We start from the raw sequence: 23271 nt of genomic DNA, 5'->3' as shown, positions 1-23271 counted from the left end.
CCTAGTCCTTGCGGAAAACGATGCTCGAGAGCCAGCCGGTGAAGAGGGCGAAACCCACGGCGAGAAGTCCGTATATCAGCGAATGCTGGTGCGCGAGATTGTAGGTGAACTGTTCGAGACCCGTCTTGACCACGCGCAGGCGGATCCTGGTCTGGGTCACGTACTGGCCATTGCGGTAGAGCTCGGCCCGCACGGTGTGCTCACCGACCGGGATATTGGCAGGCAGCCGCACGGCCGCCTTGAACAGGTTCTTGGACACGAATTTCACGCCGGAAGGGTCGCGCTGGTACAGCCCGGCCTGCTGCATGATCCTGAGCATCGCCTGACGGAAATCGCCGACCTGGCTGGCATCGCCCAATCCGCCGGTCGGGATCAGCCTGATGTTCTGGATGCCGACATCGTTGGCCGAAAGCACGATCTGCTTGGCGATGGAATCGAGCGGACGCGTCGAGGAGATCGAGTAGGAAGCCGGAACCGGTTCGAAGCGGACGGAATGCCGGTTGACCCAGATGCCGGCCACGCGCTCCTTTCGGCGGACAGTCGCGGGACGGAGCGGCCCCTCAAGCGCCACGATGATGTCGTAGGCGCCGATCGCGAGAAGGAAATCGTCCTGCTCGGCGATGGTCCCGAAGACGAAAATGTCGGCCCCGGAAAAATTCGGCGAGATGGCGATCTCGTTCGTCGAAATTCCTATGTCGAGCTGTTCGGGGAAGCTCCAGACGCCGCCTTCCTCCGCAGCATCGGACTGCGCCGAAGCAGGCGCGGTCAGTCCCAGCGTCAGTGCCGACGCCAGAAGGCAGACCGCCAGCGATGCCGAGATGCGAGCCGTCATCCGAAACTCCCGGTGACGATGGAATAGATCTCGTCTGGCGGCAGAATGAGGTTGAGTCCGAGGCGGATGCCGACGGCCAGAACCAGGATCGCAAGCCCCGCACGCAGCTGTTCGCCACGCATGCGCTGGCCGACGCGAACGCCATACTGCGCGCCGATGACGCCCGCGATCATCAGGAGACCGGCGAGAACGATGTCGACAGCGTAGTTTGTCGTCGCCTGGACGATGGTGGTGAAGGCGGTGACGAAAATGATCTGGAACAGCGAGGTGCCGATGACGACATTGGTCGGCACGCGCAGAAGATAGATCATGGCGGGAACCATGATGAAGCCGCCGCCCACGCCCATCACCGACGTCAGAACGCCGATTGCGAAACCGAGCACGAGGATCGGGATCACGCTCAGATAGAGCTTGGAGCGTTTGAACCGCATCTTCAGCGGCAGACGGTGGATCCAGTTGTGCTGGCCCGGACGGCGCGCACTGACCGGTTCGTTCCGCGCCGCGCGGCGGATCGAATTGACGCTCTCCCACAACATCAGCCCGCCGACAGTGCCGAGAAAGACGACGTAGAGCAGGGAAATGATCAGGTCGAGCTGTCCCATGCGCCTGAGCATGAGGAAAAGCTGCACACCGGCCGTCGCGCCCACCAGGCCGCCGATCAGCAGCATGCACCCGAGCTTGATATCCACGGTGCCGCGCCTGAAATGGGCGAGCGCGCCTGAGACCGACGAGGCCACGACCTGGTTGGCGCCCGTCGCGACCGCCACCGCAGGCGGGATATTGTAGAAGATGAGAAGCGGCGTGATGAGGAAGCCACCACCGACGCCGAACATGCCCGACAGAAATCCCACGGCCGCACCCATCCCCAGAATGATGAAGATGTTGACCGACAGCTCGGCGATCGGAAGATAAATGCTCACATCGGGCTCACGAAAAAAAGCGGTAACCCGGTGCCGTACCTGGAGGTCGGAACGTTGGGCCGCCACAAGCGGTTCTGCGCATTTCAGCGGCCCAAGTCAAATCAAAGCGCGCCCCTAAAAACAAGGGCGAAACGTCCCTTGCCGGAAAAGTTTTACCGGGCTCTAGTTGTTGCGCTCGAGAAGCTTGCGGACCAGCTGATCGGTGACCTCGCCGTCGGGCTCCATGCCCTCGGCCTTCTGGAATTCCTTGATGGCGGCAACGGTCTTCCGGCCCATGATGCCGTCCGGCTTGCCTGCATCATAGCCGTTGTTGAGCAGGATCGCCTGGATGTTGCGGATCGCCTTGGACATGTCGACCGTTGCGGTGACCGTCTCGGTGCCACCCCAGGTGGCCGGCACATCAACCGCATTCGCAGCCTCGTTCAGCGGCGCCACCTTCCAGGCGGCAACCAGCTCACGGGCCCGCTCGGTCTGTTCCGGACGCAGCGCGTTGAAGACTTCGTCGCGCTTGGATGCCGCATCCTTGTCGCCCTCGCTCGCGGCGATCGCGAACCACTTGTAGGACTGTTCGAGGTCGCGGGTCACGCCGTCGCCGCGCGCATAGAGGATGGCGAGGTTGACCTGGCTGTCGCGAACGCCGAGATCGGCAGCCTTCTCGAACCAGTTCGCCGCAGAATCGAAGTCCGGCGCAGCTCCGGCCGTGGCGTAGAGGACGGCGAGGTTGTGCATGGCGCTGGCGTTACCCTGCTCGGCTGCAAGCTGATACCACTTCTTGGCGGCATCGAGATCGCGCGGCACGCCGCTGCCTTTCTCGTAGAAATTCGCCAGACGATACTGCGACGGCGCATGGCCGAGATCGGCGGCGCGCTCGTACCAGGTCACGGCCTTGGCCAGATCGATCGCCGCACCGCGGCCTTCGGTGAAGCGGGCACCGATTTCAAAGAAAGCGACCGGATTGACCTCTTCGGCGGCCCTGCGCAATTCCGGCGACAGAATTCCCTGCGGCAGCGCGTCGAGATCGGCCTTGAGTTCGGGATCGATCTCGATGACAGGATCCGCGATATCGGCGCCATCCTGGCCCAAAGTCTGCCCCAGCGAGGCCATCTCGGTCTCGCCGCCTGCGGCGGAAGGGTTGCTGCCAAGGGCCGGATCACTCGACACATGCTCGATGACGAGCGGCTCACTGTTCATGTCGGACATGACCGGCGCATCGGCAGGAAGACCGGAATCACGGTCGTCCACGACACGCACATTCGACCCATCGGCTGCGGCAATCTGGCTTTCATCGCCGGCAAGCGTTTTCAGCGACTGGTTCCCCGCGACATAGCCCATGGCCGGGTCGGCCTGAACGATTGCCGGTGCCTGGGCAACAACCGGTCCCTGGTTCCGGTCGCCGCCGCCCAGCAGATCCGTGAGCAACGGCACGCTCATGACCACCAGCAGCACCGCGCCGACGGCCATCAGGATCGGGCGGCGCCTGGAGGAAATGCCGGCCTTGGCCGACTTGCCCGATTTGCCGGCCTTGGTTTTCGTAAGCGTTTCGGCTTCGGCCGCGGCTGCCATTGCGGCGCGGCGGGCGGATGCCAGGAACTGCGACTTGTCGCCATCGGTGTCGCCGGCTTCCTTGCCGCGTGCCTGGGTCTCGCGCACCTTCTGGAGAATGCGGTTGATGTCTGGCGCGCCGGAACCGGGCTCGAGCGGCATGTTTGCCGTTTCCTCGTCGAGCTCCAGGGAGGGCTCGAGCGGTGGGGTCTGATCTTCGGTGAAGCGCGGCTCGGCGGAGGTCTCTTCACCGCCCGTCTTTCGCGAGCGGATACGCGAGGTCAGGCCAGCAAGGAAGGATTTGCCACCTTCTTCGTCCTCATCGGACTGCACGTTGCCGGTCTTGCGCCCGGCGGCGAATGCCGCGGCCATGGCCGCGGCTTCGGCCGGCGACCTATCAGCTTCGACCCGGCGACGACCCTGGCCCTCGGCCGGGGTTTCCCACTCGGGCTCCTCGACCGACATCTGGTCGAGAATCCTGGTGTCGGCGCGCGGCATTGCGGGAGCGGCCTTCGCCGAGACCGCCTCGACTGCCTGCCTGGTGGCGCGTTCCGAGGTCTGCAGGGCTTCCATGCGCTCGGCGATCTTCAGAAGCGTTTCCTGGACGCCCTGGAAAGCGCGAAGATTGCGCTCGTCGCTCTTGCGGCTGAGATTTTCGAGCGCCTTGAGGTCGTCAGCCAGCGCGGTGATGATTTCCATGTTGCCGGCGGCCTGACCACCGGCGAGATCGGCGCGGCTCGAATAGGCGGCAATCGCAGCCTCTGCTGCCTGCCGCGCGGCCTCGATCACATATTCGTCGTTGGTGGAGAGCTGCTCTTCGATAACACCGAGGCGGCTGTCGATCCGCTCCATGCCTTCGACGCCCGGAACGGACGCGATCTGCCGGGAGAGGCTGGCAATCTGCTGCTCGAGATTGCGCAGGGCCTCGTCGCCGTCGAAACCGCTGGGAGCCGCGCCGGCCCGGTCGAGCTTGGCGGAAATATCGCTCAGGCGGGCCTCGAGATCGTCGAAGCCCGGGAAATGCATCTCCGCGATCGCGGGTGCGGACTGGCTATCGAGACGAGCGGCGATCTCCGACAGACGGGCGTCGAACGTTTCGAAACCGGGAAGCGGATCAATGGGGCGCGACGCCTTCTCCTCGACACGCCCGATCAGGGCCTCGAGGCGGCCGATGACCGCATCCGGCACTTCAGCTGCGGGCTGCGGGGCAGCCTGCTGCTGTTGCAGCGCGTCGATGCGGGCGACGAGGTCGTCAAGGCGGTCGGCGAGCTGCTCGCCGACATTGCTGTCGGCGGAGCGGCCGACGCGGTCGAGCTTGCCCGAAAGGACCGCAATGTTTTCAGACAGCGCTGGGAAGATCGAACTGTCGGCATGCGGCGATCCATCTTCGAGCATGGACTGCAGATGAGCCAGCCGCTGGTCGAGACGCCCGACCGCGTCCTCGTCGGCCAGCCTGTCGAGACGGCTTGCGACCTGATCGAGGCGGCCACCCATCTCGGATGCCAGATTGTTGACTTCGAGGCTGCCGAGCTTCTGGGTGATGGCATTGATGCGCTCTTCGAGAACCGAGAAGCTCTCGGGATCGAACGAGTAGGCCTGCTGCTGTTCCTGAAGGTGGCTGACGGAAGCGGTGATGCCGTCGAGGCGATCGCCGATCGCGGTGAAATACTGCCGCAGTTGGTCGGCGGGAATTTCCGAACGGTGGGCGAGCTCCTCGATGGCGCGGGAAATCTCGACGATGCGGTTTTCAAGTTCGCCGGGGACGGCGGATGCGGGAATGGAAGACAGCGCCTCGCGCACGTCGTCGATCCGGTAGGCGAGCTTGACGAGATCGTCGCGCACGCCGCCCATGTCGATGGCGGAGACCTGATCCTCGACCGACTGCCAGCGGCTTTCCAGAGAGCGAATGCTGTCTTCGCGTGCCAGACCCTCGATCATCGAGCGCATCGAATCGAGCTCGAGACGCAGGCTGTCGACCTGACCGCTGTCGCCCAGCCGCTCGATGCGGGCGGAGAGGCTGGCGATTTCGGTGTTGAGATCGTCGGGGAGGCCGATGTCGCGGGAACTGGATGTCAGGTCGCGCACTTCATGGCGGATGGCGCCGAGTTCGCGGGAGAGGCTGTCCTGGATTTCGTTCTTGAGGTCGCGGCGCATCTCGGCAATCGCCTCGGCGAGATGGCGCAGGCCTTCATTCTGCGGTGCTTGCTGCGACGAGGACCGGGGCGCGTAGCGATGATCGGCATACTGATTGGATGCGGCGTGGGAACGCTGCGGACCCGGACGGCCCTGACGCGGCGCGTAAGGCTTCGTGGGACGGCCGGAAAGCTGCTCCTGGCGGGCCCGGATCTCCGCGAGCGGATCGCCGCGGCCGGCATCCGGCGCGGTGCGCCAAGGTGCGGGCTGCTGTTCGCCGCGCCCGAGCAATCCCTCAATCCGCGCCTCGAGCCCCTCGATGGTGCGGTTGAGCGTGTCGAGCGTTGCGTCCCGTCCGCCGGTCTCGTAGCTGTTCTTGCGCGATCCGTACATAATCTATGTCCGCTCCGCCCTTGTGGCGGATATCCGCCACGGGCACTCCGGTTTCTCGTACGATAGCTCCAGCCCCCGCTGGAACGTATCGCAGTTCTTGCACCTCGGTTTTCCGGGAAATGACGCTGTACTTGACGATCCGGTCGTACCGTTCTAGGCGGCACAATCGGTTAAACGTGGTAAACAACCCGTTAACCAAGGTTACTTTTTCGGTTTGCCTCTGGAATTATTCGGGACCAAAAGGTCGATTGAACATCCCTTTTCCGGTAATCGTGCGTTGAGCATTTCCGGATCGAACCAAGCGACGCAGGCATTACGGCATGAACGACACCAGCCATGAACAGGACGATGCCAGCTATCGCATCGGCGATCTGGCGCGCGAATTCGACGTAACCCTGCGAACACTCCGCTTCTATGAGGACAAGGGTTTGCTGCGTCCCACCCGCAACGGGGTGACGCGGATCTACTCGAAACGGGATCGCGCCCGCCTCAAGCTTATCCTGCTCGGCAAGCGGCTCGGCTTCTCGCTGACCGAGGTCAAGCGGATGATCGAGCTCTACGATCCCCACGGCAAGAACGAGACGCAGCTCCGCGTGGCGCTTGAAAAGGGCAAGGCGCAGATGCGCATCCTCGAAGAGCAGCGCGCCCATCTCGAAACGGCCATCCAGGAACTGCAGCGCACCATCGACGTGGTTCGCGAAATGCTCTCCGAGTCCTGATTCTCCGTCAACCTGAACGTCAGCGACCGGCCGGCATATGGCGTCCGGGCTCCTCGGCATGGCTCGGAGACGGGCGAACCGCGCTGATTTCGCTTGGCTTTGCCCTGACTTCGGGCCAACATCCATATCAATGGAACTCCGCATTTTTCGGCACGACTTGTTTGAAAAAGGCCGATTTTTGCCCGATTTCCGCAGTGCACTCACCAAAATCGACACAGGTGGGTGATTTTTTACGTTTACGCAAACGTCAAAAAACAGTATGAACACTCCCGAGGAGCGCTTTGTGCGCAACGGTGCCCCGCAGGCCCCTAAAAACTGGTGAGGAAAACATGCCCGTCTTCAAGGCCCCCGTCGACGATACCCTTTTCATTCTCAACGACGTGCTCGGCATCGAGCGCTACTCCAACCTCGCAGGCTTCGCCGATGCGTCTCCCGATGTGGTCGAGGCGATCGTGCAGGAAGCGGCGAAGTTCAGCGAGGAAGTCCTCTTCCCGCTCAACCAGGTTGGCGATCAACAGGGCTGCAAGCGCGCCGACGACGGCTCGGTGACGACGCCCGAGGGTTTCAAGGCGGCCTACAAGCAGTATTGCGAAAGCGGCTGGCTGGGCCTTGCGGCCGATCCCGAATATGGCGGCCAGGGCCTGCCCTACACGCTGCACACGGCCATCGGCGAATATATGAGCTCGGCCAACATGGCCCTGATGATGTATCCGGGCCTGACCCAGGGTGCGATCGCGGCAATCCAGGTACACGGCGACGACGCGCAGAAGTCGAAATACCTGCCGAAGATGATCGAGGGCACCTGGACGGGCACGATGAACCTAACCGAGCCCCATTGCGGCACCGATCTCGGCATGCTGCGCACCAAGGCGGTTCCGAACGGCGACGGCTCCTACAGGATTTCCGGTCAGAAGATCTTCATCTCCGCCGGCGAACACGACATGTCCGACAACATCATCCATCTGGTGCTTGCCCGCATCGAGGGTGCGCCGGAAGGCACAAAGGGCATTTCCCTGTTCATCGTGCCGAAGTTCATGGTCGGCGAGGACGGTTCGGTCGGCAAGCGCAACGCCGTCTCCTGCGGTTCGCTCGAGGAGAAGATGGGCATCCACGGCAACTCGACCTGCGTGATGAATTATGACGAGGCGACGGGCTACCTGATCGGCGGCGAGAATGCCGGACTGAAGGCCATGTTCGTGATGATGAACGAAGCCCGCCTGGGCGTCGGCCTGCAGGGTCAGTCGATTGCGGAGGTCGCCTACCAGAATGCCGCCGATTACGCGCGCGAACGCATTCAGGGCCGCGCGCTGACCGGTCCGAAATATCCGGACAAGAAGGCCGATCCGCTGATCGTGCATCCGGACATCCGCCGCACGCTGATGACCATCAAGTCGTTCAACGAAGCCGGCCGCGCCTTCGTCATCTGGACGGCGCTGAAATCCGACATCGCCCATCGCTCGGAAGTAGAAGCCGACGCGACCGCCGCCTCCGACATTCTCGGCCTGGTGACGCCGGTCGTCAAAGGCGTGCTCACCGACCGCGGCTTCGACCACGCCGTGATGGCCCAGCAGGTCTATGGCGGTCACGGCTACATCGAGGAATGGGGCATGAGCCAGTATGTGCGCGACGCGCGCATCGCCATGATCTACGAGGGCGCCAACGGCATCCAGGCGCTCGACCTCGTGGGCCGCAAGCTCGGCATGAACAATGGCCGCGCGGTCATGGCCTTTTTCAAGGAAGTCGGCGATTTCTGCGAGGACAACCGCTCCGACGAAAAGATGGCGCCCTACACCAAGGCGATCAAGAAGGGTCTCAACGACATGCAGGCCGCCTCGATGTGGCTGATGCAGAACGGCATGAAGGACCCAAACAACGCGGGCGCCGCCTCGACCGACTACATGCATCTCTTCGGCCTGGTCGTTCTGGGCTACATGTGGGGCCTGATGGCCAAGGCCGCGCAGCAGAAGCTCGCCGACGGCGCCGACAACGCCGCATTCTACGAAACCAAGCTTGCCACAGCGCGCTTCTTCATGGAGCGTGTGATGCCTGAAACCGCGATGCGCAAGGCCCGGATCGAAACGGGCGCGGAAACGCTCATGGCACTCGACGCGGAGGCGTTCTGATCCATCTGCCGGGCCAGCAGGAAAGCCAAGGGAGGACAGCATGGTGACGCGACCGCAGGACATTCTCGGTGTTCCCCATCCGGCATGGATGGAAGAGGACGTCGTCATGCTCTCCGACATGGCCAATCGCTGGCTGGAGACCGAAGTGCTTCCCGATTACGAGCGCTTCGAGAAACAGGAAAAGGTGGATCGCGAAACATGGGAGAAGGCGGGCGAGGCCGGGCTTCTGTGTGCCTCCATGCCGGAAACCTATGGCGGCTCGGGCGGCACCTATGCCCATGAGGCGGCGATTGCCGACGCGCTCGGCCATGTCGGCGTCGACGGTTTCGGCATCGCGCTCCACAACGCCATCGTCGCGCCCTACATCCTGCATTTCGGCTCCGAGGAACAGAAGCGCAGATGGCTGCCGCGGATGGCGACCGGCGAACTGATCGGCGCCATCGCCATGACCGAACCCGGCGCGGGCTCCGACCTGCAGGGCATCAAGACGACGGCCAGGAAGGACGGCAACCATTATGTCGTCAACGGCTCGAAGACCTTCATCACCAACGGCCAGCACGCCAACCTGATCATCGTGGTCACGAAAACCGATCCGTCGAAGGGCGCCAAGGGCACCTCGCTGATGGTGATCGAGACGGACGAGGTGGAAGGCTTCCGGCGCGGACGCAATCTCGACAAGGTGGGCCTGAAGGCAAACGACACGTCCGAACTGTTCTTCGACGATGTGCGCATTCCGACGTCGAACATGCTGGGCACGGAGGAAGGTCAGGGCTTCGTCCAGCTGATGACCGAACTGCCGCAGGAGCGCCTCCTGATCGGCAACCAGGCAATTTCCATGGTCGAGCGCGCGCTCGCCGTCACCATCGACTATGTCAGGGAACGCAAGGCCTTCGGCAAGGCGGTGATCGAGTTTCAGAACACCCAGTTCAAGCTCGCCGAACTGAAGAGCGAAGCCTATATGGCCCGCGTTCTCGTCAATCACTGCATCGAACTGCACCTGAAGGGCGAACTCGACGCCACCAAGGCCTCGATGGTCAAGTATCTGACCTCCGACCTGCAGTGCAAGGTCGTCGACGAGTGCCTGCAGCTGCATGGCGGATACGGCTACATGAACGAATACCCGATCGCCCGGATGTTCCGCGACGCCCGCGTCCAGCGCATCTACGGCGGAACCAACGAGATCATGAAACTGCTCATTGCGCGAAGCCTGTAAGGGCACAACCGCCCCTTCGCCAGTGAGCCGGACAAGACCGTGAAAACGGAAATAAGAACGGGAGGCCCCGATGACCGACGCATTCATATATGACCATGTCCGCACCCCCAGAGGGCGCGGCAAGAAGGATGGCAGCCTGCACGAGGTTCCCTCGGTAAGGCTCGCCTCGCACATGCTGGAAGCCCTGCGTGACCGCAATGGGCTGGACACCGCCAAGGTCGATGACATCGTCATGGGCTGCGTCGACGCCATCGGCGAAGCCGGTGGCGACATCGCGCGTGCGGCCACTTTCGAAGCCGGCTACGCGACCGAGGCACCGGGCATGCAGATCAACCGCTTCTGCGCCTCCGGTCTCGACGCCGTCAATCTCGGCGCCGCCAAGATCGCCCAGGGCGCGGACGACATCGTGATCGCCGGCGGCGTGGAATCGATGTCGCGCATCGGCATCGGCGCACAGGGCGGCGCCTGGTTCATGGATCCATCCGTCAACCTGCCGTCCTATTTCATGCCGCAGGGCGTGTCCGCCGACCTGATCGCCACCAAATACGGCTTCTCGCGCGACGACGTGGACGCCTATGCGGTGGAAAGCCAGAAGCGCGCCGCCAATTCCTGGGAAAAGGGCTACTTCAAGAAGTCGGTCGTACCGGTCAAGGACATCAACGGCCTGACCATTCTCGACCGTGACGAGCACATGCGTCCCGGCACCGACATGCAGAGCCTTGCAGGCCTCAACGCCTCGTTCCAGATGCCGGCGGAAATGGGCGGCTTCGGAGCGGTGGCCATCCAGGCCCACCCGGAAGTGGAATCCGTCAACTTCGTCCACCATGCCGGCAATTCGTCGGGCATCGTCGATGGTGCCGGTCTCGTGCTTCTGGGCTCCAAGCGCGGCGGCAAGGCCATGGGCCTCGAGCCCCGCGCCAGGATCAAGGCATTCGCCAATATCGGCTCCGACCCGGCGCTGATGCTGACCGGCCCGGTCGACGTGACCGAGAAGCTTCTCAAGCGTGCCAGGATGAAGCTCGAGGACATCGACCTGTTCGAACTCAACGAGGCGTTTGCGGCCGTGGTCCTGCGCTACATGCAGGCCTTCGACATTCCCCACGACAAGATCAACGTCAATGGCGGCGCGATCGCCATGGGCCATCCGCTCGGCGCCACCGGCGCCATGATCCTCGGAACCGTGCTCGACGAACTCGAGCGGCGCGATCTCAACACCGCGCTTGTCACGCTCTGCATCGGAGCGGGCATGGGCACGGCAACGATCATCGAGCGCGTTTGAGCCAGGGAGGACGACAATGACCGATTACAGGAACTTCAAGATCGACACCGACAAGGACGGCATCGCCCTCATCACCTGGGACATGCCCGACAAGTCGATGAACGTGTTCAACGAGGAGGTGCTCGTCGAACTCGACAAGATCGTCGACCAGCTCGTGGCTGACGATGCCGTCAAGGGCGTGGTCTTCACCTCCGGCAAGTCGAGCTTTTCCGGCGGCGCCGACCTGACCATGATCACCGGCATGTTCTCGACCGTCAAAGCCGAGACCGCCAGGAACCCGGATACCGCACAGCAGGTCATCTTCGACCTCGTCGGCAAGATGAGCTGGCTGTGGCGCAAGATCGAAACCTGCGGCAAGCCCTGGGTTTCGGCGATCAACGGGACCTGCATGGGCGGCGCGTTCGAACTGTCGCTCGCCTGCCACGGCCGCGTGGCCGCCGACGCACCATCGGTGAAGATGGCCCTGCCCGAGGTCAAGGTCGGCATCTTCCCCGGCGCCGGCGGAACCCAGCGCGTTCCGCGCCTGACCAATGCCCAGGACGCGCTGCAGATGATGACCACCGGTCAGAATCTCGACCCCAAGCGCGCCAAGGCCATGGGCCTCATCCACGAGGTCGCCGAACCCAAGAAGCTAATCCCCACCGCCAAGGCGATGATCAAAAACGGTCTCAAGCCGGTTCAGCCGTGGGACGAGAAAGGCTTCAAGGCTCCCGGCGGACCGGTCTGGTCGGCTCAGGGCGCTCAGCTCTGGCCGGCGGCCTCGGCCATTCTGCGCCGCGAGACGCAGGGCAACTATCCGGCAGCCGCAGCGATCCTCAAATGCGTCTTCGAGGGGCTTCAAGTTCCCTTTGAAACCGGCCTGAAGATCGAGCAGCGCTACTTCACCCACATTCTGCAGACCCCGCAGGCGCGCGCGATGATCCGCTCGCTCTTCATCTCGCTGCAGGAACTCAACAAGGGCGCCCGACGCCCCGAGGGCATCAAGCCGGTCAAGCTCAAGAAGGTTGGCGTCGTCGGCGCCGGCTTCATGGGCGCGGGCATTGCCTATGTGACGGCCAAGGCCGGCATTCCTGTCGTCCTCATCGACAAGGACATGGATGCCGCCAACAAGGGCAAGGCGCATTCGGAAAGCATCGTCCAGAAGGGCGTCCAGCGCGGCAAGACCACCAAGGAAGCCGGCGAGAAGCTTCTGTCGCTGATCACGCCGTCATCGGACTACGCGGATCTTTCCGACGCCGATCTCGTCATCGAGGCCGTCTTCGAGGACCGCGAGGTCAAGAAGACCGTGACCGAGGCCATCGAGGCGCATATCAAGCCCTCCGCGATCTTCGCCTCGAACACGTCGACGCTGCCGATCACCGGGCTTGCGAAGAACTCGAGGCGTCCGAAGAACTTCATCGGCATCCACTTCTTCTCGCCGGTCGACAAGATGATGCTGACCGAAATCATTCTCGGCCGGAAGACCTCGGACAAGGCGCTTGCGGTGGCGCTCGACTATGTCGCGGCCATCAAGAAGACCCCCATCGTCGTCAACGACACCCGCGGCTTCTTCGTCAATCGCTGCGTGCTGCGCTACATGAACGAGAGCTACAACATGCTCATCGAAGGCGTGCCGCCGGCGATGATCGAGAACTCGGCCAAGATGGCCGGCATGCCGGTCGGTCCCCTTTCGCTCAACGACGAGGTGGCCATCGACCTGTCGCTCAAGATCATTCGCGCAGCGATTGCCGACATGGGCGAGAAGGCGGTCGATCCGCGCCATCTCGAACTCGTCGAGCGCATGGTCGAGACGGAGGGCCGGCTGGGCCGCAAGAACGGCAAGGGGTTCTACGACTATCCCGCAAAGCCGGGCAAGAAGCACCTCTGGCCCGAACTCAAGACGCTCTACGACCAGCAGGACGCCAGCAAGATCGACGTGCAGGAGCTGAAGAACCGCTTCCTCGCCACGATTGCGCTCGAAGCGGCCCGCACCATGGAAGAAGGCATCGTGACCGATCCCCGGGAAGCCGATATCGGCACCATTCTGGGCTTCGGCTTCGCTCCACACACCGGTGGCGCGCTCTCCTACATCGACGAAATGGGCGCTGCCGAGTTCGTCGCCATGTGCAAGAGCCTGCAGCGCAAATACGGCAAGCAGTTCAAGGCCCCCAAGCTGCTCGTCGAAATGGCGGAGAAGGGCGAGACCTTCTATGGCCGTTTCGGTTCGTCGGAAAGTGCGGCCACCAGGGCGGCTGCCTGAGGGCAAATGTCATCGCCGGGATGCAGGAACGGGCCTTCGGGCCCGTTTTCATTCGTAGCGATCTCGTTCAACATGTTCTGGATCGTTTGCCGGGCCGTCTTGCCAGTCGGTCTGCGCAAGCGCACTCTCCGCCTTGCTGATCCGCGGCGCGGATCGATTGCAAGGGGAAACCATGGCGGCAACCATCGACTACTACTTCACCTGCGCTTCGCCGTTCTGCTATCTCGGTCACCGGCTGTTCTGCGACATTGCGGAAAAGCACAAGGCGACCGTCAATTTCAAGGCGGTCAACCTCAAGGACGTCTGGGCCATTTCCGGTGCCGTTCCTCCCGGCGAACGCCCGCCTGTCCGCCAGCGCATGCGGCTGGTGGAACTCCAGCGCCAGGCCCATTATCGCAAGCTCCCGATCAAGATCGAGCCCAAGTTCTGGCCGACGGATCCGGGTTTCGCCGATCGTGTGGCCGTCGGGCTTGTGGAGAACGGCCACGACCCCCGCTACTTCATCAACAAGGTGCTCGGCGGGCTCTGGGCCTATGATGACGACATTCGCCAGGAGCAGGTGCTGGCCTCCTATCTTTCCCAGTGCGGCCTCGACCCGCTGCCTGCTCTGACCGACGCAAAGACCGATTGGGCCGAGGAAATCCGCAAGAACAATGCGCGCGCCGCAATCGAGGCCGACGTCGTGGGCGTTCCTACCTACGTCTACAACGGCGAGGCCTTCTTCGGGCAGGACCGGCTTGAGCATCTTGATCAGGCGCTCAGCGAAGGCCGCTCCCCGTTCGTCGCTCCGCGCTGACACATCGGCCGGCATGCGGGAGAGGATATTTTTCCTATTCCCCCTTATCATGAGTGGGGTTTTGGGCTAGAAAGCTCCTGTTGGATGACGGCTGACGGAAAGACAGAATGCTCTCTCACGACCGTATCTGGACGGCGATCGACGAACTGGCCGAGCGGCACGGGCTGACGGCTTCCGGACTGGCGCGCCGTGCCGGCCTCGATCCGACCTCCTTCAACAAATCCAAGCGCCAGGGGGCGGATGGCCGCGACCGCTGGCCGTCGACCGAATCGCTGTCGAAAGTGCTTCAGGCGACAGGCTCGTCGGTGGAGGATTTCCTTTCCCTCATGGGAGGCAAGGCTCCGCTAGCGCGCGGCGACTTGCCGGACAGCGCTTTTCTTCCCCAACACGGGTCGATCCCGCTTCTCGGTTTTGCCCAGGCCGGCGCGGGCGGGTTCTTCGACGATGGCGGATTTCCGGCCGGTCAGGGCTGGGACCTTGTCGACTTCCCGGCCAACCCGGCTGCCGGCGGAAACGTGTATGCGCTTGAAGTCCAGGGCGATTCCATGATGCCTCTCTACCGCGACGGCGACATCGTGATCGTCGAGCCGGGCGCCCAACTGAGGCGCGGCGACCGGGTGGTGGTCAGGACACGCGATGGCGAGGTGATGGCCAAGGTCCTCTCTCGTCAGACACCCAAGGCCGTTGACCTCGCTTCCCTCAATCCGGAGCACCCGAACAGGACGTTCGGGACGGAGGAGATCGACTGGATGGCGCGGATCATCTGGGCGAGCCAGTAATCCGGCCGACAGGCAGGCAAGGTCCCTCTTGTATGGCGGTTTCCAGATTCCTATTCTCCAAGGGACCGTCAACTGGAGACCCGGACAGAACCATGCCAAAGGCCATTTCCTCGCAAGAAGCCCTGATCTATCTCATGGTCGTCATGTCGGCCGTCGATACCGCCATGAACGACGCCGAGATGGCCCGTATCGGACGCCTGGTCCGCTTCCTTCCGGTATTCTCCAGCTTCGATGACAACCGCATCGTCGATGTCAGCCGCGACTGTGCCGAGATACTGAAGGGCCCCGAGGGGCTCGACATCGTGCTCGAGGTCATCCGTGACGCCGTGCCCGCCCGGCTCTACGACACGGCCTATGCGATCGCGGTCGAAATCGCCTCGGCCGACTACAACATCCAGGAGGAGGAAATCCGGCTCCTGCAGATGCTGCGCGACCGGCTCGGCCTCGACAAGCTCACCTGCGCGGCGATCGAGCGCGGCGCCATCGCCCGTTTCCGCTCGGCGTAAACGGCCGCCCTCACGGCAAATTGTCTGGCGGGTGAGCCGCACACCGGGCGACAAGAGCGCCTGACGGCAGACCGGGAGGATCCATGAACGAGGCCTATCAGTTCACCGAAAGCGAACCTTTGCTGCGGCTCGGCGCCTTCGGCCTGATCTTTCTCGTCATGGCGATCACCGAGCTTGTCGCCCCGCGTCTGGAACGGCCGGAGCTGGCGGGCGCCTACAAGTCCCGTCGCTGGGTCACCAATATCGCCATCGTGCTGATCTCCTCGCTGGCGCTGCGGCTGGTCTTCCCGCTTGCCGCCGTCGGGACCGCGATCTGGGCGCAATCGAAGGGCTACGGCCTGTTTCCGCTGCTGGGACTGCCGATCTGGCTCGCCGGCATCCTGGCTTTCATCATCCTCGATTTCGCCGTCTGGCTCGAACATCTTGTCAGCCACAAATGGCCGCTCCTGTGGCGCATTCACCGCATGCACCACGCCGATACCGGCGTCGACCTGACGACGGCCCTCAGGTTCCATCCGCTCGAGATCGTTCTTTCGATGGTCTGGAAGGCGGCGATCGTGGTGGCGATGGGCGCACCGGCCGCGGCCGTGCTGGCCTTCGAGATCGTGCTCAACGGGGCGGCGATGTTCAACCACGCCAATATCCGCCTGCCGAAGCCGGTCGACCGTGTCCTGCGCCGGCTGATCGTGACACCCGACATGCACCGCATCCATCACTCCACCGATCCGCGCGAGACCGATTCCAATTACGGCTTCAACCTGTCGGTATGGGACCGGCTGTTTGCGACCTATACCCGAGATCCCCGACGCGGCGACACGGATATCGAGATCGGCCTGGCCGAATGGCGGGGCCGCGAAACCTCGCAACTCGGCTGGTCGCTCGCCCTGCCCTTTCGCAATCCGTCAAACAACCGGAAACGTGCTCAGTAGACGCCTTTGGGGAACCAGCGCAGATAGAGTTCGGCGAAACGACCGTTCCGGTTGAGAACGGAGATCGCGTGATCGAAGGCGAGCGCAAGATCCGCATCTTCCGGCGTGACGGCAATCGCCAGTCCCTCGCCGAGATAATAGGACGACAGATACGGTCCGCCGTAGAATGTGCAGCAGTTCGCGGCACTCGCGCTTTGCAGCCAGAAGGACAGCTGCACGCCATCGCCGTAGAGCGCTTCGACCTCCTTGCCCATCAGCGCCGCGTGGGCAGCGGCCGCGTCGTCAAACGACACCTCCTCCATATCGGCGAACCAGGCCTTGAGCATCGCCTCGTGGGCCGAGCCCTTCACCACCCCCACCTTCCTGCCTGAAAGCTCGGCGGCGACGTTCTCGCCGAGCCCGGACTCCCGGCGCACCACAAAACGGGCGGGAAGTTCCATGTAGGGCCGGCTGAAACGATAGTTCTTCAACGTCTCAGGCGTCTGGGACAGACCTGCGATGATCGCCTCGCCCTGTCCGTTCAGAAGGGCATGATCGAGCTCTTCCCACGGAAGAGCCTGGATCTGGCAGCGGTCCACCACATTCAGCACCTCGCAGATGGCGCGCGCCAAGTCGACGTTGAAGCCGGCGAGACGCTGAGACTGGTCGAGGAAGTTGAAGGGCGGGAAATCAACCGTGGTGAGAAAGCGGATCCGGTTGCGGCGCGAAATATCCGGCGCCGCTATACGTTCACGCGGATCAACATAATTCGGGGAATCCTGCGCCTGTACAGGATAGGCTTCGGGATATATTACAAATATCGCAAGTATAGCGCAAGAAACGCGCAAAAAATTACAAAAAGATGTAAAGACTCGATTTACAACCTTTGGCACCATGGCGCGTGCAACTCCTCCCCGACGGTTCTTGTGTGTAACAGAGTCATGGCGCCGAGCAAGACAGTTGAAGCCACAGAGATGATCGCTTTTCCGGGGAGGCGCAGCCGAACGGAGCTCGTCGGAGCAGCTCCTCGCTTCACGCCCCCGGACCCGATGGAGGCCGAAGCGAGCTTTTTCCGGTCCTGCGGCATAGGCAAGCCGCACCTCGCGCGCGCGACGGAGGACGCGGAGAGGAACGGCACCACCATCGAGGCCGAACTGATCGCCGCACGCCACATCAGGCCGGATATCTATTATCGCTGGCTCGCGGAACGCCTCGGCCTCCACTTTTTCGAGAGAATCGACCCGAAATCGGTGCTGACACCGGCTTCGATCGACATCCTTCTCGTGCGCGACGGTCCGCTGCGCGTCAACGACCGGAACCGCATCCTCACCGTCATCGTTCCCAGCGCCCGCACCCTGTCGGACGAGCAGCAACGCCTGAGCAGACAACCGGAATTGCGTTCGCGACTTGCCGTAGCCTCACCGGCTTCGATCCGCGCGGCTGTCTGGGCGGCGAACGAAACCGCACGGGCGCGCCTCACGACATCGGCGCTCGACGAGCGATACAGAGAGATGAGCGCGCGCACCGTCCTGACCGGCACGCAGGGCTTTGCCCTGGCGCTGACATTCTGCGCCCTCATCGCAGCCTTCGTCACCTCGCCCACTCCCGCGCTTGTGCTCACCCATATTGTGCTGACCCTGCTTTTCCTGTCTTCCAGTCTTCTGAGATTATGCGCCGCCGCGCTGGGAAAGCGGCCGCCGCCGCCCGTCCTCCCGCATCTCGACAAACTGCCGATCTACACGGTTCTCGTTGCGCTGAAGGACGAGGAGGTAGTCGTCGGACAACTCGTCCGGTCGCTGCATCGGCTCGACTGGCCGAAATCACGCCTCGACATCAAGTTCATCTGCGAGCAGGACGACTTGAAGACCATGCGTGCCCTTCGCGCCGCCAATCCGGGGCCGCACTGTGAAATCGTCCGCGTGCCCGCCCTCGGGCCGAAGACGAAACCCAAGGCGCTCTCCTACGCGATGGCAGGCGCCAAAGGCGACTATGTGGTGCTCTACGATGCCGAAGACATTCCCGCGCCGGGCCAGCTTCGCGAAGCCTATGGCATTTTCCGGACGTCCGATGGACGCACCGGCTGCGTCCAGTCCCCGCTGGTCATCGCGAACTACCGCAAGAACTGGGTAACCGCGCTGTTTGCCATCGAATATGCCGGCCTCTTCCGTTCTCTCATTCCCTTCATGGGGCGGTTCGGACTGCCGGTGCCGCTTGGCGGCACCTCCAACCATTTTCCACGCAAGGTGCTGGAGGAGGTCGGAGGATGGGATCCCTACAATGTGACGGAGGATGCGGATCTCGGCATGCGGCTCTACCGTGCCGGCTACCGCACCGTCGCCGCCTATCATGCCACGATCGAAACCGCGCCGGAAACCCTCACCGTCTGGACCCGCCAGCGCACCCGCTGGCTCAAGGGCTGGGCGCAAACCTGGCTGATCCTGATGCGCAGCCCCTGGCGGACACTCAGCGAGATGGGGCCATACGGCTTCATGGCGTCGCAGGTTCTCATCGCCGGCATGCTGCTTTCCACACTGGCCCACCCGCTCATGTATGTGCTGATCGGCAACTATCTTGCGAACTCGGCGCTCGGCACCTTCTCCGCGCACGAGCCACTCCATTCCGGCCTCTTCATCCTGGATGTCGCAAGCGTGGCGAGCAGCTACATCGCCTTCGCCGTCATGGGACTGATGCACATGACGGCAAGGGAGCAGCAACGCATTGCACCCCGTCATCTGGCCATGCTGCCCGTCTACTGGCTTGCCATGGCATGGGCTTCATGGATCGCAATGGTCGAATTGCGCCGCAAGCCCCATCATTGGGCAAAGACGCCGCACAAGGCTTACGAGCCGGCGGCCGGACAAGAGCGCCCCACCGAGATACAAACTGACTAGCAAGCAGGATCACCTGCACGACCGGGATCCGGGATGAGCGGATCGATGCGTGTCGAGCAATCGATGCCGCTGCCGGTTCCGAAAGCCGGGACGCGCGAACCCTGGACCGTCAGGATGTCAGCCGGACGCGCATGATCTCCTTCCTGATCGCCTTGAAGATGCCATCGAGCTGGGTCCGCGACGGCGCATCGAAGAAGTTATTCGGCCCGCTGGCGCAACTCTTCAGCATCTCGCCGGTCTGCACATCGGGCTCCTCGAGCCGGATCGTGAAGATGTCGATTCCGTCATTCTTGATGTTGGTACATGCCGTAAGCGTCTTGGCATCGAGCTCGGTGCCCAAAGTCTCGTTGGTTCCGGCGGTGTGACCGTTCAAGCGACCATCGACGAGATAGCCAAGGCTGGTGTAGCCGGACTTGAGATTGTTGGGCAGCACACCAAAGGAATTGGCGCCGTCGGTGAGAAAGACCATCGTCTTGACGACATTCTTTTCGGTCTTCGGCAGCCCCTCCGTGAAGGGCTCACCAGGCGACAGGACGCGCCATCCCCATGTGACACCGGTAAGCGTATTGGTCGAGCCGTTTGCATAGAGGCCGCCGACCATCTGCTTGACCTTGGCCGCATCCTCGGTGAGCGGTTGAATTGGCTCGATCTCGCAGCCGTAATTCGGACCCTTCGGATCGGCTTCGTTGGAATAAAGCTGCGAAGGCGCGCTGTTCACCGTCACCTTGCGCCAGGTCGCGACTTCCTGAAGCGATGTCTGCAGCGTGGTCGGATTGGTGTAGGTGGACATCCGGCCATAGCGCTTCAGACGCTTGATCTTGTCGGCATTATCGGTGTTGCCGGGCACCACGGCGCTGCTGCTATCGCTGAGATAACTGTTCGGATAGGGCCAGTCGCCCGTATTGTCCGGCTCGTCGATGGCAAACATCGGCGTGAACAGGCTCAGGGGATCGTAAGCGGAGGGCGGAGTATCCTCGGTATCATGCTTGCCCTTGAGGCTCGCCTGGCGGGTCTCTACGCAACCCGTCCATTTTTGTCCCAGATGGTGAAAGAGCGCGAAACGGCTCAGCCCCTGAGGCAGATCCGATTGACGAAGCTTGGCGGCACTATTGACGTCCAGCCAGGAGGCTGCGGGTTTCGTCACCACACCGGTGCTGCTGATTGTGGGACCGTATTGAGCACCGACATTGACGAAACCCGCATAAGGCACGACGGCATACTTCATGCTGCCGGCGGGAAGCTGTTCCTTTTCGATATCGTCGATCATGCCTGTCACCGCAGCCTGCATCGCCTGCAGCTTTCCCCCTGCCATCGAGCCGGTGGTGTCGAGCACAAATACGATCTCGTATCTGATGGCGGAGTAGGTGGCGCGTGAGGCTGCTGCGACATCGACGGATGGCGAACCGAAAACGCTGCCGAAACTGATCGGGTAATCGCTCTGGCCGGAAATCTCGACCGTATCCTCGTCGACGATCTTCGCCCGCACCTGAAGCTTGAGATCGGGGTAGTTCGCTCGAACGAACTGCATCGCCAACTCCCTCGCCTGTTCCTCGGTGAGGTTCTTCGGCCCTTCCCGCGTCACGGCGAGGGCGGCAGCGTCCAGCGCGTCCTGGATACCGGTTTTCTGCCGGCTGAGATTGACGTAATCGACGGCGAGACCTCCGGCGATCAGCAACGGGACGGCCATGATTCCCAGCATCATCCCAAAATTGCCGTCACGGTCCGCCCAGAAGCGCTTCATGCTTGCCATTGCCCAATCTCCCGATTTTGTTCGGAGCAGGTTACAGGCAATGATTTGCGGCGCTGTTAAAATAACTGGTTAATATATAGATATCTAGATTTCCCGATGATTAGATGCGCATACATTCATATTCGAGCAGCAGATAGCTGCGGCCAAAACATGAGCATCCGATCATCCATGCGGGGCTCTCGCCGTACGCCGGTCGGTCGTCAGGACAAGTCGTACAGGACCAGTGTGCGCAGATCTGCTTCAACCAGCCTTGCAAAATGGAGCGGGTGAAGGGAATCGAACCCTCGTCGTCAGCTTGGGAAGCTGCTGCTCTACCATTGAGCTACACCCGCATGCCGCAAATCCATGCCGGGCACGGCCGACCAAGTCAAATAAAATCATTCAGGCGGAAGCAAGATCAGCGCCGGAAACGGCCTGCCGACACGCCGCACCCACTACCCGCGCCCCGTCCCAAATCGAGACGCAGCCCGCCCCGGACCGAAGCCTTTCGCTCGGCCGCATGACTGTTGCTCGCGTAACCGCTGCAATGAATTGCGCAAATGCGAGAGTGACGCGCGCAACAGGAGACCGACGCTCTCATCCCTACCATTTACTTTAGGTTGCATTACAACCATAAAGTGTTCCTTGGTTGCGGTGAATTCATGGAAAACGAGAGGCGTAGCGGCCGTCATATCGCATTCTTCCATACGACAACACATCGTGGGCTGGAGACTTTTCAACTTCTGCTTCAGTCGGAGGACATGGGCCTGGACCGGCTCTTGCGCGGCTCCATCCGCAACGGGTCGAAATTCGATATCGTCGAAACCCTGCCCGCCAGTGGCGAGACGGAGAAGCGGATCGTCATCTTCGACTGCAGGCGGCACCTGCGCGGTCTGACCGGAACGCCAAATCTAAAGCCCGGAGCGGGGCAATCGAATCTGGGGCTCATCGATGCACAGACGGACAGCCGTCAGGACATCTACCTGGCGGGATTTGCGGATTTTCTCAGCTGGCCGCTTGTCGCCCCGGAACTTCATGTCCGCCTTCTGGCCCAATGCCGCGCCCAGTCGCTGAAGGATCCCGCCTACCGTTACTCGCGCGTCGCCATGGTCGAGCGATCCTGCGCCTACATGGCGGAAAATATCGGGAGCAACGTTTCAATCAGGGCGCTGGCCGACATGTCCAATACCAACCACAACACCCTGAACGCGACCTTCAAGCGCGAAATGGGGCTTCCTCCCTCGGCCTGGCAGAGAAAGCTGCGGCTCGAGAGCGCGGCCCGCCAGTTGCGGCTGACGAACACCCCCGTGAGCGTGATAGCCGCCGATTTCGGCTATGATCTTCCCTGCAACTTCACCACAGCCTTCAGACGTCATTTCGGCGTTACGCCTTACAACTACAGAAATACTGAAAACTACAAAAATTAACGGGCCTCATTCAAAAATATTCCCGGGAATTTTACCGTTTACTTCTCATGCCTTCTCAGGATAATATTTGATATTCCCAAATATATGCGAGTTTCATCAGGCATTACTTGAGGCGGCGCAAACCAGAACCTCAACCGTTCAGGCGGGAGGATCGCACTCCCCCTTCAAACAACAGGGAAAAGAAGATGCCGACTTACGAACTCGACATAAGCATCGACCAGGCAGGCCTCACCGCTCTCACCCAGGCCGGGCAGAGCGTGACCATCGTCAAGCAATCCTCGGGCGGCAAGCCGACCGCCTGGATTTCGTTCACGCCGCAGATGAACAACGTCATCACCTGGACGGAGCAGTATTCGGTCTACTCATCGACCACGAACGCCCAGGCCGGCGCGACGATCAGAACCAGCTCGGTGGCCACGGCGATCGGGGGCAGCAGCTACACCCTCAACAATTCCGGGTTCTTCGACAAGGGCATTTCGGGCAGGGTCGGCCCGACGCAGTACCAGATCATCAATGCCGACCCGGACCTCATGATCGGCACGACCCCGATGGTGACGGCCGGCCTGCTGCAGGGCGCAAGCGTGAACGGCAAGAATGTTTCGGCTCCCCTGTGCGCGGCCGGCGTGCTCTACAATCAGACCGCGCTCTTCACCCCGATCGAAACGATCATGGTGTTCACGTCCAGCTACTCCGACAACGGCATTGTCATCTCGCAGGTCGCGGGCAATGCGCTGACTGTCGAGTATACGACCAACAACACCGCTGCGATCGCCTACAACGACCAGAACAACCAGTTCATCGCGAACTGACCGACCTCGCTTCGGGCCGGAGCTTCATCCGGC

General features: G+C 62.2%; 17 protein-coding genes and 1 tRNA gene. 12 read left to right on the top strand and 6 right to left on the bottom strand.

Annotated elements, in window-relative coordinates; all coding sequences use genetic code 11:
- Nucleotide 1: 1 nt before the first annotated feature.
- The 3 genes from E2A64_RS03500 to E2A64_RS03490 form a co-directional block, all read right to left on the bottom strand.
- Nucleotides 2–832 (bottom strand): TIGR02186 family protein, encoded by an 831-nt coding sequence (locus E2A64_RS03500; protein WP_133283033.1) that lies wholly within the window; start codon nt 830–832, stop codon nt 2–4.
- Nucleotides 829–1752 carry a sulfite exporter TauE/SafE family protein gene (locus E2A64_RS03495; RefSeq protein ID WP_133283032.1) on the bottom strand — a complete coding sequence of 308 codons (924 nt, stop codon included), beginning with the start codon at nt 1750–1752 and terminating at the stop codon, nt 829–831. Before E2A64_RS03495 ends, E2A64_RS03500 begins: the two co-directional genes overlap by 4 nt.
- Before the next feature lie 162 nt (nt 1753–1914).
- Entirely contained in the window at nt 1915–5820 is a 3906-nt protein-coding gene (locus E2A64_RS03490) for an SEL1-like repeat protein (RefSeq protein ID WP_133283031.1), read from the bottom strand.
- A gap of 320 nt (nt 5821–6140) precedes the next feature.
- Here E2A64_RS03490 and E2A64_RS03485 point away from each other — a divergent pair, with 320 nt between their 5' ends.
- The 9 genes from E2A64_RS03485 to E2A64_RS03445 all read left to right on the top strand — a co-directional run bounded on the left by E2A64_RS03485 (nt 6141) and on the right by E2A64_RS03445 (nt 16403).
- Complete coding sequence (locus E2A64_RS03485) at nt 6141–6539, top strand: MerR family transcriptional regulator (RefSeq protein ID WP_133283030.1); 399 nt, start codon at nt 6141–6143, stop codon at nt 6537–6539.
- Between the two features lie 329 nt (nt 6540–6868).
- Nucleotides 6869–8662, top strand: coding sequence for an acyl-CoA dehydrogenase C-terminal domain-containing protein (locus tag E2A64_RS03480; RefSeq protein WP_133283029.1), 1794 nt, complete (start codon nt 6869–6871; stop codon nt 8660–8662).
- A 40-nt stretch (nt 8663–8702) separates the two neighbouring features.
- Complete coding sequence (locus tag E2A64_RS03475; protein ID WP_133283028.1) at nt 8703–9875, top strand: acyl-CoA dehydrogenase family protein; 1173 nt, start codon at nt 8703–8705, stop codon at nt 9873–9875.
- Between the two features lie 70 nt (nt 9876–9945).
- Complete coding sequence (locus E2A64_RS03470) at nt 9946–11154, top strand: acetyl-CoA C-acetyltransferase (protein WP_133283027.1); 1209 nt, start codon at nt 9946–9948, stop codon at nt 11152–11154.
- 16 nt (nt 11155–11170) lie between these two features.
- Complete coding sequence (locus E2A64_RS03465; RefSeq protein ID WP_133283026.1) at nt 11171–13393, top strand: 3-hydroxyacyl-CoA dehydrogenase NAD-binding domain-containing protein; 2223 nt, start codon at nt 11171–11173, stop codon at nt 13391–13393.
- A gap of 172 nt (nt 13394–13565) precedes the next feature.
- Entirely contained in the window at nt 13566–14189 is a 624-nt protein-coding gene (locus E2A64_RS03460; protein WP_133283025.1) for a 2-hydroxychromene-2-carboxylate isomerase, read from the top strand.
- 107 nt (nt 14190–14296) lie between these two features.
- On the top strand, nt 14297–14968 hold the full coding sequence (locus tag E2A64_RS03455; RefSeq protein WP_133283024.1) for a LexA family transcriptional regulator: 672 nt from the start codon (nt 14297–14299) through the stop codon (nt 14966–14968).
- A 92-nt stretch (nt 14969–15060) separates the two neighbouring features.
- Nucleotides 15061–15474 carry a tellurite resistance TerB family protein gene (locus E2A64_RS03450; protein WP_133283023.1) on the top strand — a complete coding sequence of 138 codons (414 nt, stop codon included), beginning with the start codon at nt 15061–15063 and terminating at the stop codon, nt 15472–15474.
- Nucleotides 15475–15557: 83 nt separating this feature from the next.
- Nucleotides 15558–16403, top strand: coding sequence for a sterol desaturase family protein (locus tag E2A64_RS03445; protein WP_133283022.1), 846 nt, complete (start codon nt 15558–15560; stop codon nt 16401–16403).
- Here the strand turns inward: E2A64_RS03445 and E2A64_RS03440 are convergent.
- Nucleotides 16397–17278: a transporter substrate-binding domain-containing protein gene (locus tag E2A64_RS03440; RefSeq protein WP_133283021.1), complete on the bottom strand. Its 882-nt coding sequence runs from the start codon at nt 17276–17278 to the stop codon at nt 16397–16399. The two genes, E2A64_RS03445 and E2A64_RS03440, sit on opposite strands and share 7 nt — an antisense overlap.
- 78 nt (nt 17279–17356) lie before the next feature.
- On the opposite strand from E2A64_RS03440, the gene E2A64_RS03435 reads away from it, so the two are divergent.
- Nucleotides 17357–19273, top strand: coding sequence for a glycosyltransferase (locus E2A64_RS03435; RefSeq protein WP_158285671.1), 1917 nt, complete (start codon nt 17357–17359; stop codon nt 19271–19273).
- 109 nt (nt 19274–19382) lie between these two features.
- Here the strand turns inward: E2A64_RS03435 and E2A64_RS03430 are convergent, their stop codons facing one another.
- Both E2A64_RS03430 and E2A64_RS03425 read right to left on the bottom strand, forming a co-directional pair.
- On the bottom strand, nt 19383–21023 hold the full coding sequence (locus E2A64_RS03430; protein ID WP_133283019.1) for a pilus assembly protein: 1641 nt from the start codon (nt 21021–21023) through the stop codon (nt 19383–19385).
- 258 nt (nt 21024–21281) lie between these two features.
- A tRNA-Gly gene (locus E2A64_RS03425) sits at nt 21282–21355 on the bottom strand.
- Between the two features lie 408 nt (nt 21356–21763).
- Here E2A64_RS03425 and E2A64_RS03420 point away from each other — a divergent pair.
- The gene (locus E2A64_RS03420; RefSeq protein ID WP_158285670.1) at nt 21764–22429 is read left to right on the top strand and encodes a helix-turn-helix domain-containing protein; all 666 of its coding nucleotides are present in this window, start codon (nt 21764–21766) and stop codon (nt 22427–22429) included.
- A gap of 185 nt (nt 22430–22614) precedes the next feature.
- Entirely contained in the window at nt 22615–23238 is a 624-nt protein-coding gene (locus tag E2A64_RS03415) for a hypothetical protein (RefSeq protein WP_133283017.1), read from the top strand.
- Nucleotides 23239–23271 lie beyond the last annotated feature (33 nt).

This window comes from Pseudohoeflea suaedae (assembly GCF_004354915.1).
Lineage (GTDB): Bacteria > Pseudomonadota > Alphaproteobacteria > Rhizobiales > Rhizobiaceae > Pseudohoeflea > Pseudohoeflea suaedae.
This window is presented reverse-complemented; position numbering and strand designations above follow the sequence as displayed.

Excerpts from the sequence above, each read along its gene's own strand:
- E2A64_RS03435 (WP_158285671.1), top strand. The coding sequence starts at position 17,357 with ATGATCGCTTTTCCGGGGAGGCGCAGCCGAACGGAGCTCGTCGGAGCA.
- E2A64_RS03485 (WP_133283030.1), top strand. The coding sequence starts at position 6,141 with ATGAACGACACCAGCCATGAACAGGACGATGCCAGCTATCGCATCGGC.
- E2A64_RS03450 (WP_133283023.1), top strand. The coding sequence starts at position 15,061 with ATGCCAAAGGCCATTTCCTCGCAAGAAGCCCTGATCTATCTCATGGTC.
- E2A64_RS03470 (WP_133283027.1), top strand. The coding sequence starts at position 9,946 with ATGACCGACGCATTCATATATGACCATGTCCGCACCCCCAGAGGGCGC.
- E2A64_RS03420 (WP_158285670.1), top strand. The coding sequence starts at position 21,764 with ATGGGCCTGGACCGGCTCTTGCGCGGCTCCATCCGCAACGGGTCGAAA.
- E2A64_RS03460 (WP_133283025.1), top strand. The coding sequence starts at position 13,566 with ATGGCGGCAACCATCGACTACTACTTCACCTGCGCTTCGCCGTTCTGC.
- E2A64_RS03490 (WP_133283031.1), bottom strand. The coding sequence starts at position 5,820 with ATGTACGGATCGCGCAAGAACAGCTACGAGACCGGCGGACGGGACGCA.
- E2A64_RS03465 (WP_133283026.1), top strand. The coding sequence starts at position 11,171 with ATGACCGATTACAGGAACTTCAAGATCGACACCGACAAGGACGGCATC.
- E2A64_RS03475 (WP_133283028.1), top strand. The coding sequence starts at position 8,703 with ATGGTGACGCGACCGCAGGACATTCTCGGTGTTCCCCATCCGGCATGG.
- E2A64_RS03500 (WP_133283033.1), bottom strand. The coding sequence starts at position 832 with ATGACGGCTCGCATCTCGGCATCGCTGGCGGTCTGCCTTCTGGCGTCG.
- E2A64_RS03480 (WP_133283029.1), top strand. The coding sequence starts at position 6,869 with ATGCCCGTCTTCAAGGCCCCCGTCGACGATACCCTTTTCATTCTCAAC.
- E2A64_RS03415 (WP_133283017.1), top strand. The coding sequence starts at position 22,615 with ATGCCGACTTACGAACTCGACATAAGCATCGACCAGGCAGGCCTCACC.
- E2A64_RS03440 (WP_133283021.1), bottom strand. The coding sequence starts at position 17,278 with ATGGTGCCAAAGGTTGTAAATCGAGTCTTTACATCTTTTTGTAATTTT.
- E2A64_RS03430 (WP_133283019.1), bottom strand. The coding sequence starts at position 21,023 with ATGGCAAGCATGAAGCGCTTCTGGGCGGACCGTGACGGCAATTTTGGG.
- E2A64_RS03445 (WP_133283022.1), top strand. The coding sequence starts at position 15,558 with ATGAACGAGGCCTATCAGTTCACCGAAAGCGAACCTTTGCTGCGGCTC.
- E2A64_RS03455 (WP_133283024.1), top strand. The coding sequence starts at position 14,297 with ATGCTCTCTCACGACCGTATCTGGACGGCGATCGACGAACTGGCCGAG.